Here is a 15,069-nt window from a genome sequence, read left to right as displayed (position 1 = left end):
AGCTCCCTCATTTGTTACCGTTTTCATATTCGCGGCATATTAGTGGAAATTCGAAAAATTCTATGTTTTCATTTTATGAACATCCTAATTAAAAGACAAGTCTTAAAATGGTCTTTAATTGTTACTGTGTGTGTTTTCAAAAAATATCGTAAAAGCTTTTGTTTCTAACTACGTCAACCACTTTTCCATGTTTAAACTTACAAATTCATCATCATGCAAGTGAGGGTACGCAGCATATACCCGATCAATTTGTCTTGATTGGCCAGGACTCAATTTCTCATTTTCCGACAAACACCAATTCCCTTTTAAAAGACCTTGTCTTGCAAGTACTTCATTAATTCCGGCAATGCATCCTTTGAAATTATTATCAGCATCGAAAAAAGCTGCATTTGCATCAGTAATTTCCTGCCCCAGCATAAGCAATTCCCTCGATATAGTACCTGTCTCTCGCGCGTTCTTAATTTCATTAAATATTTCTACAGCCTGTTTTGTCCATACAGCCCAATGCCCAAGCAGCCCTCCGACTACTTGTTTATAAACCTTGTTGCCATTCACATCAATTCGATATGTCGTTAAAAGATCATTTACAATATTGTCGTCATTGCCCGTATAGATTGCTATTTCTTCATTTCTGCGCGAGTGACTAACTGCCCTTATTACATCTAAAGTCTGATAACGATTAAATGGCGCAATTTTTATAGCATGAACATTCGGAATATCCGCTAACGCTTTCCAGAAATCATACGTAAGCACCCTGCCGCCAACTGACGGTTGCAAATAGAAGCCGAATACCGGTATGATTTTGGCAACTTCCTTTGTGCGCTCAAGCAAATCTTCTTCGGAGTATGATTCTAAGCCACCCATGCTGAGCAGACCCAAATCGTATCCAACATTTTTCAAAAACGTCGCCTCGTTTATAGCTTGCTCCAAAGCTCCGCTAATCCCGCCAATTTTAATAAAAGAGTCAGCTGCCCTTGCTTGTTTAATCTCTTCTATCGCTAAAGTCAACACTTCTTCATAAAGGCCGTATTTTGGATCTCTAATTTCGAATTGAGTTGTATGTACACCAACTGCAATTCCACCTGCCCCCGCATCAATATAGTATCGGGTAAGAGCTCGTTGCCGGGTTACATCAAGGCGTCTATCTTCTGTCAAGGCTAATGGATGTGCAGGTATGACAGTTCCCTCATGCAGACGTTTTTTCACATTTAAGTTCAACATTTAAAATGCACCTTCCCGCTCTTGAAAATGAGTGGGTTTATTGATTGTATCACCATCATTGGATATCCAATCTGCCACCATATCAACCATTTGTTGAATTGTCACTTTTGGGTATCCAAATAATTGATGTGCATTTGCTGCATTATTTAATAATGCAAAATCTTGTTCATCATTCGCAAAAATTGGCGTTTTTCCAAATCGCCTGCCGAATTCTTCCGCTAGCCAACGAATGGATAGTGTTTCTGGCCCTGTCACATTTAGCACCTTTGCAGGTGTATCACAATGAAGCAAAGAACGAATGGCATATTCATTTGCATCCCCTTGCCATATGACATTTACGTTGCCCATTGTAAGATCTATCGCTTCTTCACCATACACCTGTTTTGCAACTTCCAATAAAACACCATAGCGCAAATCTATTGCATAATTTAGCCTAAACAAAAGCATTGGAGTTTTATTTACATGTGAAAAATACGTTAACACACGTTCACGGCCTAAGCAGGATTGTGCATATTCACCAATCGGATTTACTGCCGAATCTTCCGAACAATTATTTCTTACTGTCTTTGTTAAAGGATAAACATTCCCCGTAGAGAAGGCGACAATTCGCGAGTTAGAAAATTTACCCGCAACTCTACCTGGCAAATAAGCATTCATTGCCCAAGTAAAATGTTCATTTCCTACTGTTCCAAATTTATTACCCGCCATATAAATTACATTTTTAACTTCAGGCAACGATTGAAGTTCATGATCATCCAATAAATCAACTGCTATCGTCTCAATACCACAGTTTTCCAATTCATCTCGTAAACTACCAGATGAAAATCGCGATACCCCTATTACCTTTTTTTCTATGCCAGCCTTATCAACCGCTCTCTTTGCCAACTTCGCTAATGTTGGTCCCATCTTTCCACCAACACCAAGGATTAATATATCTCCATCTATAAGCGCAATATCACGCAGGAGCCGTGCTGAAGGTTCCGTCATAAAATTTTCTAACTCCGCAATTGTTTTCAATTCATCACCTCAAGAAATTCATCAAATTCTGAAAACCACTTTGTACACTATTGTATTATACGTTTCTTAAAAGACAAGTCTTATATTAGTCTTTAAATGGTCCATTAATAAAACCTTCTTAACACTATACACAATAACCTTTGACAGCCCCTTATTTAAAAAGTAAGATAATAGATAAAAGGACATATCCGTTTATTAAGGTGGTGAAATCGTTGTCAAATAAGAATAACGGACGCAATGAATCAGAGGTTCTTATTGGAATTGTCGGTCCAAAAGAACTAGATCAACTAACCAAAGAAGCTTTAAAGTCATTTCCAAACTTTAAGGCTTCCTATTTCAATGTTGATTCTTCTTGTATAAGCCCCAATATTCCTGATGATTTCTTAAAAAACATAGATGTTTTATTGTTTACGGAATATCATTTGTACAATATGGCCAAGCAGGAATATGAATTTAACATACCTGTACATCATGTACCCTTAATGGGTACAGGCTTATACCGTTCATTGTTCTTAGTAAAAAACACATTCAATCTTGAACATTTATCGGTCGATACAGTTGAAGTAAAATATGTTGAACAAATTCTGATAGAACTCGAAGAAGAAGCTTGTGAACTTATTGTTTATAAAAACAATTCTTCTATTCTATCAATTAAAGAAATTGTCCAATTTCATGCAAAAAACTATCAAGAGCGAGCAGCCATCCCACTTACTGGCATTCAAGAAGTTTCGCGTCAACTCAAAGAAATGGGCATACCCCACGAATGGGTGACACCAACTAAACTGGACATGATTGTTTCCTTAGAACGCGCACTTTTGGCGACAGATGCCCGAAAAAATAAAGAAGCGCAAATTGTGTTCGGTTTAATTAATGTTGACAATTTGGAAGGCAGGATGGATAAGTTCACTTCGGAACATGATGTCCAATTATTAAAATTAAGTACTCATCAAATGCTCCTCGACTATACGAAGTTACTTGACGGCCACCTTACGATTCTAGGTGGGGAGGAATATTTATTTATCACAACAAGAGGAATCTTCGAACGAGAAACAAGAGGATATAAATTTATCCCCTTACTTCAAGATACAAAAAACAAACTTGGAATCTCTCTTTGTATTGGCATTGGTTTCGGTATGACCGCCGCAGAGGCAGGGACTCACGCTCGCTTAGCCCTCCGACAATCTAAAGAGGTCGGCGGAGATGTCTGCTATATCGTTCGCGAGGACCGTAGTGTTTTAGGCCCCGTAGAAATTACTTCTCATACGCAATACGAAAGATATGATTTAGCCATTACTGATGCAGAGTTATTAGACAAAGCTCAGACAGCCGGAATGTCAGCTACATATATGACAAGACTAATGGCTCGCGTAGCTAGATATAGGAAATATGATTATACGGCACAGGATTTGGCATCTACTTTAAAAATTACAGTGAGAAGCGCAAATCGGATCTTACTAAAATTAATGGACGCCGAATTGGTGGAAATTATCGGTGAGGAAAAAGTGACCCATAAAGGAAGACCACGCCGTATTTATCGCTTGAACTTTGTAATGGATGAAAATGCTTTATAAAGTTACGGAAAAAGAAACTCTATTTGATAGGTTGGGGGGAGTGTATATTTGTTTGTTGCGGCTCGACGTAAATCCTACCTCAATTCAAGTAAAAAAAAAACGATCCGAATATTAGCCAGTGCTAAATTCGGATCTGTGTGTATTATTTAAATACTTTCATTCTTTCTTCCACGCTATTATATTGTTTTTCACGTGGACCTGCCGTTGGTTTTCCAAATGGAATTTGCGACATTAGTCTCCAGTTCTCAGGTATGCCCCATATTGTTTGGACCGCCTCGTCAATAATCGGATTATAATGCTGCAACGAAGCTCCAAACCCTTCTACTTCCAGCGCCGCCCAAACGATATATTGGAGCATCCCTGATGATTGCAATGAGTAATCAGGCATTCTTTCTTGATATGACGGGAATTTTTCTTGTAAGGATTTCACTACAGTTTGATCTTCGAAAAATAAAATAGTACCATAGCCATTCCGGAAGCCAGCCATTTTTTCTTCAGTCGGTTTAAAATTCTCTGCAGGAACCTTTTCCTTCAAAGCTGCTTCTGTAATATTCCACAATTTATCATGATTTGCTCCAAGTAAAATAACAGCTCGTCCGCTTTGTGAATTATAAGCTGATGGGGCATGTTTAATAGCTTTTGCTACAATTTCTTCAATACGATCATCTGAAATAACAGCTTCTTTACTGATGCCATATATTGAACGTCTATTTTCAACTGCTGTATAAAAATTTTGCGATGTTTGAATCATTACATTTTCTCCCCTTTATTTACACTTCTAAAACAATCTCTGTTCCCGATGGGTCCCTCGTTATAACTTTCCCTTCTTCTAAAGAAAATGAAGCATTTAACTTTTCCAATTGTTGTTTGATTTTTTGCATTTCTTCTTCATTAGACAAAGCTAATGTGAAATTTCTGAGTCCAGTACTATTTTTAGCTGGTGCAGGAGCACCTTTGCTATTCCATGTATTTAACCCGATATGATGATGATATTTATTTTTTGAAATAAACAGGGCTAGGGAACCGTAATGAAGGACAACATCAAACCCAAGACCGTCACAATAAAATTCACGATTTTTTTCAAGTTCTGCAACCTGCAAATGGATGTGGCCGATGACAGTTTTTTCAGGCATCCCTTTCCAGCCTGTTTCAGTAGCATCTTTAAGAAGATTCTCAATATCCAGTGCTTCCGTCGTCATATAAACCTGTCCCTCGTGCCATCTCCATTTTTCAGGATTCCTGTCAATGTATATCTCAATCCCATTGCCTTCAGGATCAGCCATGTACAATGCTTCACTTACATGATGGTCTGAAGCCCCTTGCAAAGGATAACGTGTTTGAATAAAATAATGTACAATATCTGCAAGATGTGAACGCTCAGGCAATAGAAACGCAATATGGTATAAGCCAGTGGCCTTTGGGTTCCGGGGCGCTGCACTCTGATTTTGTTCAAGCACCAATAAACCAGTTTCTCCATCCGCCGATACGGTTGCTTTTTCATTTGTTCTTTCAATAACTTTAAATCCAAGAATTTTTTCATAAAACGCTACTGTTTTATCAAGATTTTGGACCGTGAGTACGGCTTGTTTAATGATAGTGGACTGCATCAACTTTATCCCCCTCCCGCTTACTTTATGTAAGTAACTTTACTATAATTATGTTATAATGTCAAATAAGGCAACATTTAAGAAATGATAGGTATTTAGTAACGCAAGTGATATAATCTAATTAGCGAGGTGAGTATTTTGAATAATGTGTTATGCCCAAAGTTTGAAAAAGCAATGAGTATATTAGGCCAACGCTGGACAGGGTTAATTATTCACCAGCTTTTATATGGACCCCAGCGTTTTTGTTCAGTCGAATCCGCCATGCCCATCAGTGCCCGAGTTTTATCCGAGAGATTAAAGGACCTGGAACAAGAAGGAATCGTAAAACGCCAAGTATATCCAGAAACCCCCGTACGGATTGAATATTCCTTAACTGATAAAGGATTAGCTTTAGCACCCTTAATGAAGGAAATAGAAAAATGGGGCGAGAATTGGCTAGAAATTGAAAAAGAAGAGCAAATTAATTGAGAAAAGTTGAGAAAAGCCGCTTTCCCTTAACGGGAGTGCCGGCTTCTTTATTTTACCCTTCGAATTTCGTAATATGTAGTTATTAACACCGGGAGGTAATTAGAATGAAAAATGAAATTATCCAACGCTTTGTTTCATATGTAAAAATTAATACCCAATCAGATGAAAATAGTACTACATGCCCCTCAACAGAAGGGCAACTAACCTTAGCGAATCAACTCGTAGAGGAATTGAAAGCTATTGGAATGACGGACGCATCAATTGATGAAAACGGCTATGTAATGGCGACGCTTCCTGCAAATACAGAGAAAAAAGTACCCACAATCGGCTTTCTAGCTCATGTAGACACAGCGACTGATTTTACTGGCAAAGGTGTAAATCCTCAAATTATTGAACAATTCGATGGAAGCGATCTTGTGTTGAACGGGGCTGCAAATGTTGTTCTGGGAAAGAAAGATTTCCCTTCACTATCTAATTACATCGGACATACGATTATCACAACAGATGGAACGACTCTTTTAGGAGCTGATAACAAAGCTGGAATTGCTGAAATCATGACAGCTATGGATTATTTAATCAAGCATCCTGAAATCAAACACGGAAAAATTCGAGTAGCCTTTACTCCCGACGAAGAAATTGGCCGTGGACCTCATAAGTTTGATGTTGAAAAATTCAATGCCGATTATGCCTATACGATGGATGGCGGACCAATTGGCGAATTACAATATGAAAGTTTTAATGCCGCTGGGCTGAAGCTGACTTTCCGAGGAACGAATATCCACCCAGGTACAGCAAAAGGAACAATGGTGAATGCAGCAAAAATCGCGATGGAATTCCACAGCGCATTGCCTGCGGACGAAGCTCCTGAGTTAACAGAAGGATACGAAGGTTTCTATCATTTACTTTCGTTTCAAGGTGATGTTGAAGAAACAAAACTTGCCTACATTATTAGAGATTTTGAGCGTGAAAATTTCGAAGCAAGAAAAGCACTTGTTGAAAAAATTGTTGCAGATTTACGTGAAAAATATGGACAAGACCGAATTGCTATCGACATGAACGATCAATACTACAACATGAGAGAAAAAATTGAGCCAGTAAAGGAAATTGTCGACATCGCATCTGACGCCATGAAGAATCTTGACATTGAGCCAATTGTCTCCCCTATCCGAGGTGGTACAGATGGTTCACAATTATCATATATGGGGCTTCCAACCCCGAACATTTTTACTGGCGGAGAAAATTTCCATGGGCCTTATGAATTTATCTCTGTCGACAATATGGAAAAAGCAGTTCACGTCATTGCAGAAATTTGTAAATTATTTGAGGAACGTGCAGAATAGAAAATATTTTTGTAAAATTATTGCAGATAAATACTAAAAAGGTATTGACTTATCTTTTAGCTCCTGTAATAATACATAAGACAAATGAATCAGATTGCCTTTAAAACAGTCCCGTGAGGCTGACAAGGTTGCATGCGCATACTAATACTATGCGTAAATTCTGCATACAGATGACTCTATCATCCGATTATTATGCACCTTGCCTAGCTTAGGACAAGGTGCTTTTTATTTTGTCCTATAGCATGAAAAGCGAAAGCGCCTGTTTATCGACGTATGGATTTCGTAGTTCCTGACGAGATAAAGGAAACACGATGAGCCCATGGGCGAATCTGGCTTCCTTATCGTAGGAAGGAACATAGAAATCCACTAGTCGATAGGCGCTGTAGCTAGACACGAAAATCTGATTAAAAGATCAATAAAAAGGGAGAGATATCGGATGAAAAACAGAGAAATCCAAGTAGACGAACGTTTACCATTATTACAAAGTTTGCCTTTAAGCTTACAGCACTTATTCGCGATGTTCGGTTCTACAGTATTAGTTCCTCTATTGTTTGGAGTAAATCCAGCAATCGTATTGCTTATGAATGGGATTGGAACACTAATTTATCTATTTATCACGAAAGGAAAAATACCAGCTTATCTCGGATCGAGCTTTGCGTTCATCTCACCAGTGATGGTTGTTTTAGGCAGATATACTGGTGAGGAAGGATATAGCCACGCTCTCGGCGGATTCCTAGTTGTTGGTATCGTATTGCTGTTAGTAGGCTTTATTATAAAAGTAGCAGGCACAACCTGGATTGACGTCATTTTCCCTCCAGCTGCCATGGGAGCAATTGTGGCAGTTATCGGATTGGAGCTAGTTCCTGTAGCTGCCGGAATGGCAGGACTATTAAAACCAGCGGACGCTCCAGCTACATGGTCACCAGATCCAAAAATGATTACTGTTTCATTGCTTACTTTAGGACTTACAATCGTGTATTGGGTCACATTAAGAGGATTCTTAAAAATCATCCCAATCCTGCTCGGAATTGTTTCCGGTTATATCATCGCTGGTTTTGCGGGATTAGTTGATTATTCCAGTGTGAAGGACGCAAGCATGCTCGCCCTTCCAACTTTTTATCAAATCAAATTTAATTGGTCTGACATTATCGTTATTTTACCAGCAGCCCTTGTCCTGCTGCCAGAACATATAGGACATCTCATCGTTACAGGCAATATCGTTAAAAAAGATCTAGTTAAAGATCCCGGCCTTGACCGCTCCCTTATGGGAAATGGTATTTCAACAATCATATCAAGCTTAACTGGTTCAACACCGAATACAACATACGGGGAAAATATCGGAGTACTTGCCATTACAAGAGTGTATTCCACTTGGATTATCGGAGGAGCAGCAGTTATTGCAGTAGTACTATCCTTCTTCGGAAAATTAGCAGCCCTAATCCAAGCAATCCCAACTCCAGTTATGGGTGGAATTTCATTGCTGCTTTTCGGAATTATCGCCGTCAGCGGTCTACGCATGTTAGTTGAAGCAAAAGTGGACTTTAGCCTTTCAAATAACATCATTTTAACATGTGTAGTTTTAGCAATTGGTATCAGTGGAGCCACTATCCACATCGGTTCCGTAGAGTTAAAAGGAATGGGTCTTGCGACAATCGTTGCGATCATACTAAGCTTGTTCTTCAAGCTTCTTGAAAAACTAAAATTAACGAATGACTAATAACAAATGCGCAAGCGCCTGATCATCGGCGTATGGATTTCGTAGTTCCTGACGAGATAAAGAAAACACGATGAGCCCTTGGGCGAATCTGGCTTCCTTATCGTAGGAAGGAACATAGAAATCCACTAGTCGATAGGCGCTGGAGCTAGACGACAAAAAACCCCTGAAGAGGAATTCGAACTTCAGGGGTTTTTTGTTTGCTGTAAGAATTTTAGGCTTTCATTTTGGGTTTTTCATTTTGTACAGATCGTTTTGCTATCATATTTGAATGAATTAGCTATTTACCTGGCTGGCTTCGCCGTTTAAGTGATTCTATTAGATGATTCGGATACTCTATTAGACGATCCAGCATTCTATTAGACGTTTCAGGCACTCTATTAGACGATTCAGCACTCTATTAGATGTTTCGACCACTCTATTAGATGTTTCGGCCACTCTATTAGACGATTCGACCATCCTATTAGATGTTTCGGACACTCTATTAGACGATTCGACCATTCTATTAGATGTTTCAGGTACTCTATTAGACGATCCAGCATTCTATTAGATGTTTCGGCCACTCTATTAGACGATTCGACCATTCTATTAGATGTTTCAGGCACTCTATTAGACGATTCGACCATTCTATTAGATGTTTCGGCCACTCTATTAGACGATTCGGCATTCTATTAGATGTTTCGGCCACTCTATTAGACGATTCGGCATTCTATTAGATGTTTCGGCCACTCTATTAGACGACCCGACTATGGCAGGTTTGCAATTCTACTAGCCATTTCGGAGCTTCTGTTTATCTTGTTGCTCCGCAAGCTTCTTCTCGTAGTACGTAGAATAATTCGTCACGTCCATCCCCTTTTCCCTAGCGTATATAATCAATTCCGCAATATGGTCTAGTTTAGGGTCGTGGCGAATACTGCTCCAATCGTGGCTGCAATAGACAAAATCTAATTGGTTCGCACTTGCGTAATCAATGTCCTTTTTTACCCATTTAATGTATTCTTCAATATTGTTCCAGCCGAGTTTTTCCCTTGCAATGCAATCTTGCCACCCATGCAGAGGACATTCCAATATTTCTGGAAATCCTTGCGGTTCATAAAAATACGGTTGCCATTCAAAAGGAACAGGCTGCCAATCACGCTCATTGCGGCCAGCGGATCGGACAAACTTAATTCCATTTCCACGTAGAACTTCCAGCAAATCTAAGCGATCGCTTAAACCGCGATAATAGTTATAAGGAGCCGTAAAGCCGATTCCTTCAACACCTAAAAGATCTCGTAGTACCCTTTGCCCTTTACTGATTTCCTCACATACTTCTTCAAAAGTACCGCTCGGAAAAATTGTTATACCTTCCTCATTTTCCTGAATGACCGTTTTTAATAACACATGTGAATAAGTGTGTTGATGGAATTCCAGGTAACCTGCATTTAAAGTCTCTTGAGAAGTTGCAACGTTTTTCTCCAATGTTTTTCCTACAACGAAAATGCTCGCTTTCGCTTCAAGATTTTTATGAACTTCGGATGCTGCCTTTAAAAATATTTCTGTTGAGTCATCTTGAGATTCCACATCATATCCAATCAAAAATTTTGGCATATCCAGCACTCCCTATTACTTCATTTAGTAAATTATATAAAATATTTATGATGATGTATATGAATGGATTAAAGAAAACGAGTTTACAGCTAATTCATTCTATCATATAATTTACTCATGAAATTAATTGAAAAAGGAGGAATTTTAATGTTAGCTGAAAAAGGTGGTACTCCAATTCGAACGAAGCCTTGGGCGCCGGAATTTATTAGCTCCGAGGAATTTGATGAGTTAGAAAAAGAATACGTCCTTCGTGTGTTAGAAAAGAAAAGGGTTTTCCGTTTTTACCATGAACAACTTGCCGATTCTGAAGCTAAACGCTTGGAAGATTTATATAAGCAGCGTACAAATGTAAAACATGCTCTTGCTGTAAACTCCGGCACATCCGCTCTCGTCTCCGCCATTGTAGGCGCTGGAATCGGACCTGGCGATGAGGTGATCATCCCTGCTTATACGTATATTGCAACGGCAGCTGCGGTTTTAATTGCACGTGCTGTTCCTGTTATTGTCGAGGTCGATGATAGTTTAACGATGGATCCAAATGCATTTGAAGCCGCAATCACAGAACATACTAAAGCAGTCATCCCTGTTCACATGAAGGGAATACCCTGTGATATGGACAAAATATTGGAGATCGCCAATAAACATGATCTTATTGTGATTGAAGATGTGGCACAGGCGAATGGCGGTTTTTACAAGGGAAAACCTTTAGGGTCAATGGGAGCCGCGGGATGCTTTAGTTTCCAACAATATAAAGTTGTGACTGCTGGAGAAGGTGGGCTCGTCACTACAAATGATGACGTCATTTATACGCGGGCAAGCATCTATCACGACTCAGCCTTAAGCTATTGGGGAACAAAACTTTTTGAAAATGTGGAGTCCTTCCCGGGTGAAAATTATCGAATGAGCGAACTAAACGCTGCACTAGGATTGGCCCAATCACAAAAAATTGATTCCGTCATTTCAAAGCTTCGTCAAGTTAAAAGAACGATTGTCGATGGAATAAAAGATATTCCCAACATTCATTTACAAAGAGTCCCCGACCCTGAAGGTGACGTCTCATATAGCTTAATCTTCTATTTATCTGATACAGAGGAAGCTAAAACTTTTGCAGATTTACTAAATGCGGAAGGCATCCCGAATGGGACCATTTATAACAACGGCATTGCCGATCGTCATATTTATGTCAACTGGGATTATGTACTGGATAAGCGCGGTGCCAGCGAAAAAGGAAATCCGTGGACATGCGAAAGCTATAAAGGGAATGTTCAGTATTCAAAAGACATGTGCCCGAATACTTTAGATTTATTAGCACGCTCAATCAGTATCTCTCTACATCAAAATTTGACTCAAGAAGATTGCGAGGATGCAATTGCAGCCATAAAAAAGGTTGCAAAACATATGAATGAACGAATGGAAATACCTCAGTAAATGCTTCAACTCAGTGGCCTAGTGTCACTGGGTTTCTTTTATTGTCTAGCTACAGCGCCTATCGACTAGCAAACTTCCTGTCCTTCTCTTTTGCGTAAGGAAGCCAGACTCGTCCCTCGTCATGTTTCCTTTATCTCTGCCTGCGGCCGAAGAGGGAACGCCGACTAAGAGCCGCCACTTCCTGTCGCGACGTCGACTGACCCACATCCTGTGGGCCTGTACGTCGATGGGCAAGGCGCTTCCGCTTTTCTTTTGGTATAATCATAACTAGCTCAGATCGAAAGGACTTTTCCCTATGAAATACACCACATCCGAAAAGGAAATTCTCAGTCTCGTAACAACGTATAATGGGATTTCTAGAAAACAACTCTCTGAAATTTCCGATTTGTCTCAAGCGAGTATTACCAAAATCACTAAAAAGTTAATAGATGAACAATTTATTATGGAAGGTGAGCGAATTAGCAATGGTTTGGGTAGAAAAGAAGTATTGTTATACTCAAATCCTCAAAAGTTTACCTTTTTAGGTATAGATATTGGGGGTTACCTTGTACGATTCGCATTAGCAAACAATAGCATGGAAATTTTACATCAAGAAGAGTTTTTCATGGCTGAATTAGACGATTATAAAAATAAAGGCGAAGCCCTTTTGGAAAGGCTCGTTCTGTTTTTGGGAAACACGCAAATCCTACCTAGCAATATTGACGCGATTGGGATTGGAGTAACCGGACTTGTCGACAAGGAACAAAAAACGATTTTAAATATTCCTAATCGTAAAGGTTGGGACGATATTCAAATCATTGATACTTTCAAACAAACATTTTCATGCCCTATTTTCCTCGATGAAGGCGGTCGTATGATGGCAATTGCCGAAAAAACATTGGGGAAGGCGAAGGAAACCAGAGATTTTATCTCCGTTCAAATTGGTTTTGGTATCGTGTCCGGAATAATGATCAACGACCAATTACTAAGAGGATCAAGCAATGTTTCCAGTTTACTCGGCCACATTACTGCTGACGAAAACGCCGGACGCTGTTTATGCGGGAATTATGGATGCTTGGAAAATATTATTACTTTTCCCATGCTTGAAATAGAATATAAGAAACGCAAAGGTCAATATGCCTCTATCGTTGAGGCTTATGAAAGCAACGACAAAATTGCTATCGAAATTTGCATTGATACCGGGAGGGCACTTGGAATCGCCCTTAGCAATGTCGTTAATTTATTTAATCCGAGTGCCATTTATATTGGAGGACCGATTTTTGATGCCCTTCCCCTTCTCTTTGAAGAAACGAAGCGGACCATTATTTTACGCGCCAACCGCTTCGCCACCCTCACTCTAAGCTTAGAAGAAAATAGTTTTGGGCAGCAACAAGGAATAATCGGTGCCTTAACTTTTGCAAAAATCAACTTTATCTCTAGACTCTAAGAAGCCGCATCCAGTCAGACGCGGCTTCTTTTTATATATTCCTTATAAATGTTCTGGTATGTCACATGTGTTTCTGCGTTCGGCACAATCGGCTCTCCCAACAGGATATTGTCTTTGATCTCATCAAACGAATTTGCTTTCCCAATTGCGACCAACGCTGTCCATGCCGCGCCCCACGCTGAACTATGATGGGTTTCCGCTACATAGACCTCTTTCCCAAAAATATCAGCTAACATTTGCAGCCAGAGAGGTGATCTAGCAAGACCACCGTTCACGTATATTTTGGACGGTTCTCCCGCAAGTCTACTTAGTGCCCTTTCAATTTGATATAAATTAAATGTGATTCCTTCAAGGACAGCCCGGATGAAGTGCTCTTGCTTATGGGTGATGGACAAGCCTGAAAAGTTTCCAGTCGCGCGCTGATTCCAGATTGGCGCCCTTTCACCATTAATATACGGATGAAAAATAATCCCATCCGCGCCAGGTGCAACCTGCCCCGCCATTGCTATAAAATCGCTATAGCTATCTTGATTATTTAAGAGATCCTTTAACCACTGCAAAGCGATGCCGCCATTATTGGACGGACCGCCAATGATGCTATATTCATCTGAAAATGCATAGCTAAACGTCTCTCGCTTTTCGTTAATTCGAACTCCCTTAGAAAACTGGCGAACGGCTCCACTTGTTCCAACCGTAATCGCCACCTCACCTGGTAAAATCGCGCCAATGCCTAGGTTAGCAAGCTGGCCATCTGCCGCTCCAATCACCATTGGAATGTCCGGCAACAAACCCATATTATTTGCAACATTTTTATCCAAACCATTCAAGATGTATGTTGGAGGAACAACTTTAGATAGCTGGTTTTCATCTACTGAGGCCAGCTCCACCGCTGTTTCATCCCATTTCAAGATTGTAGGATTAAATAGGCCCGTTGCAGATGCCATCGAATAATCAACAACTCTTTCCCCAAACCAACGAAAAAGCAAAAATTCTTTTACTGACATAAAGTAGGCTGCTTGTCTATATGCTTCAAACCCCGTTTCTTTCATCCACAATAATTTAGTAAAAGGAGTCATCGGATGAATGGGTACCCCTGTTTTTAAAAATAACTCTTGCCGTTCCTGTTCAGTAAACCTTTCGGCCTGTTGACTACTCCTGCCATCTGACCAAATTAATGCATTAGATAAAGGATTTCCATCTTGATCAACACAAATAAGGGAATGCATCGCGCAAGAAATCCCAATAGCATTGACTTCTTCTTTACTAAGTTTTGCATTCTCCATTGCATCTCTAATCGCTTTTATCGCCAGACTTTCAATCTCATATGGATCCTGCTCCACCCATCCTGGTTCTGGATAATTTGTTGTAATTAAACGCTCTCCTTCAGATTTAACCTTTCCATTCAAATGAAAAATAACAGCTTTTGCACTCGTCGTTCCGAGATCTAGTCCGATTATGTAATCACTGGACATATAACATCTTCCTTTTCTTTTATTGAAATAGGCTTTAATTCTTTTTCATCCACTCAGCAAATATGACATTGACAGACAAAAATCGACATTTTTTTCGAAATATAGTGGTAAAGACATAATGCTATGGTATGATTTAAAGAGAAATCCTAGAAATTTTGTTTTATAAATCCTCATAATCTATTTTTACATACTTAATAAGGTAATGAAACCACTTT

At 39.6% G+C, this 15,069-nt stretch carries 12 protein-coding genes; 6 read left to right on the top strand and 6 right to left on the bottom strand.

From position 1 onward, the window contains the following. Positions 1 to 168 precede the first annotated feature (168 nt). Positions 169 to 1,221, bottom strand: coding sequence for a dihydrodipicolinate synthase family protein (locus NQ185_RS05905; RefSeq protein ID WP_257580667.1), 1,053 nt, complete (start codon positions 1,219 to 1,221; stop codon positions 169 to 171). After that, entirely contained in the window at positions 1,222 to 2,238 is a 1,017-nt protein-coding gene (locus NQ185_RS05900; RefSeq protein WP_257580666.1) for an NAD-dependent epimerase/dehydratase family protein, read from the bottom strand. Between the two features lie 203 nt (positions 2,239 to 2,441). Between NQ185_RS05900 and NQ185_RS05895 the strand changes: the two genes are divergently transcribed. Then, positions 2,442 to 3,809 (top strand): helix-turn-helix domain-containing protein, encoded by a 1,368-nt coding sequence (locus tag NQ185_RS05895; RefSeq protein ID WP_373370783.1) that lies wholly within the window; start codon positions 2,442 to 2,444, stop codon positions 3,807 to 3,809. A 142-nt stretch (positions 3,810 to 3,951) separates the two neighbouring features. On the opposite strand, the gene NQ185_RS05890 is transcribed toward NQ185_RS05895, so the two are convergent. Next, positions 3,952 to 4,560: a nitroreductase family protein gene (locus NQ185_RS05890; protein ID WP_257580664.1), complete on the bottom strand. Its 609-nt coding sequence runs from the start codon at positions 4,558 to 4,560 to the stop codon at positions 3,952 to 3,954. Positions 4,561 to 4,579: 19 nt separating this feature from the next. Further along, positions 4,580 to 5,416, bottom strand: a complete 837-nt coding sequence (locus NQ185_RS05885; protein WP_257580663.1) for a VOC family protein — start codon at positions 5,414 to 5,416, stop codon at positions 4,580 to 4,582. 174 nt (positions 5,417 to 5,590) lie between these two features. Here NQ185_RS05885 and NQ185_RS05880 point away from each other — a divergent pair, with 174 nt between their 5' ends. The 3 genes from NQ185_RS05880 (at position 5,591) to uraA (ending at position 8,941) form a co-directional block, all read left to right on the top strand. Next, the gene (locus NQ185_RS05880) at positions 5,591 to 5,884 is read left to right on the top strand and encodes a winged helix-turn-helix transcriptional regulator (protein ID WP_373370786.1); all 294 of its coding nucleotides are present in this window, start codon (positions 5,591 to 5,593) and stop codon (positions 5,882 to 5,884) included. Positions 5,885 to 5,988: 104 nt separating this feature from the next. Next, positions 5,989 to 7,224, top strand: coding sequence for a peptidase T (pepT, locus tag NQ185_RS05875; protein ID WP_257580662.1), 1,236 nt, complete (start codon positions 5,989 to 5,991; stop codon positions 7,222 to 7,224). Between the two features lie 436 nt (positions 7,225 to 7,660). Further along, positions 7,661 to 8,941 (top strand): uracil permease, encoded by a 1,281-nt coding sequence (gene uraA, locus NQ185_RS05870; protein WP_257580661.1) that lies wholly within the window; start codon positions 7,661 to 7,663, stop codon positions 8,939 to 8,941. 765 nt (positions 8,942 to 9,706) lie between these two features. Here the strand turns inward: uraA and NQ185_RS05865 are convergent. Beyond that, positions 9,707 to 10,528 carry a polysaccharide deacetylase family protein gene (locus tag NQ185_RS05865; RefSeq protein ID WP_257580660.1) on the bottom strand — a complete coding sequence of 274 codons (822 nt, stop codon included), beginning with the start codon at positions 10,526 to 10,528 and terminating at the stop codon, positions 9,707 to 9,709. A gap of 147 nt (positions 10,529 to 10,675) precedes the next feature. Here NQ185_RS05865 and NQ185_RS05860 point away from each other — a divergent pair, with 147 nt between their 5' ends. Beyond that, positions 10,676 to 11,956: a DegT/DnrJ/EryC1/StrS family aminotransferase gene (locus tag NQ185_RS05860; RefSeq protein WP_257580659.1), complete on the top strand. Its 1,281-nt coding sequence runs from the start codon at positions 10,676 to 10,678 to the stop codon at positions 11,954 to 11,956. A gap of 295 nt (positions 11,957 to 12,251) precedes the next feature. Then, positions 12,252 to 13,382, top strand: a complete 1,131-nt coding sequence (locus NQ185_RS05855) for an ROK family protein (RefSeq protein WP_257580658.1) — start codon at positions 12,252 to 12,254, stop codon at positions 13,380 to 13,382. Between the two features lie 14 nt (positions 13,383 to 13,396). Here NQ185_RS05855 and NQ185_RS05850 read toward each other — a convergent pair whose 3' ends face one another. Beyond that, entirely contained in the window at positions 13,397 to 14,854 is a 1,458-nt protein-coding gene (locus NQ185_RS05850; RefSeq protein WP_257580657.1) for a gluconokinase, read from the bottom strand. Between the last annotated feature and the right edge of the window lie 215 nt (positions 14,855 to 15,069).

The sequence above is a fragment of the Lederbergia panacisoli genome (assembly GCF_024626525.1).
GTDB lineage: Bacteria > Bacillota > Bacilli > Bacillales > Bacillaceae_C > Lederbergia > Lederbergia panacisoli.
The sequence above is the reverse complement of the archived record's forward strand: the minus strand, read 5'-3'. Positions and strand labels throughout refer to the sequence as shown.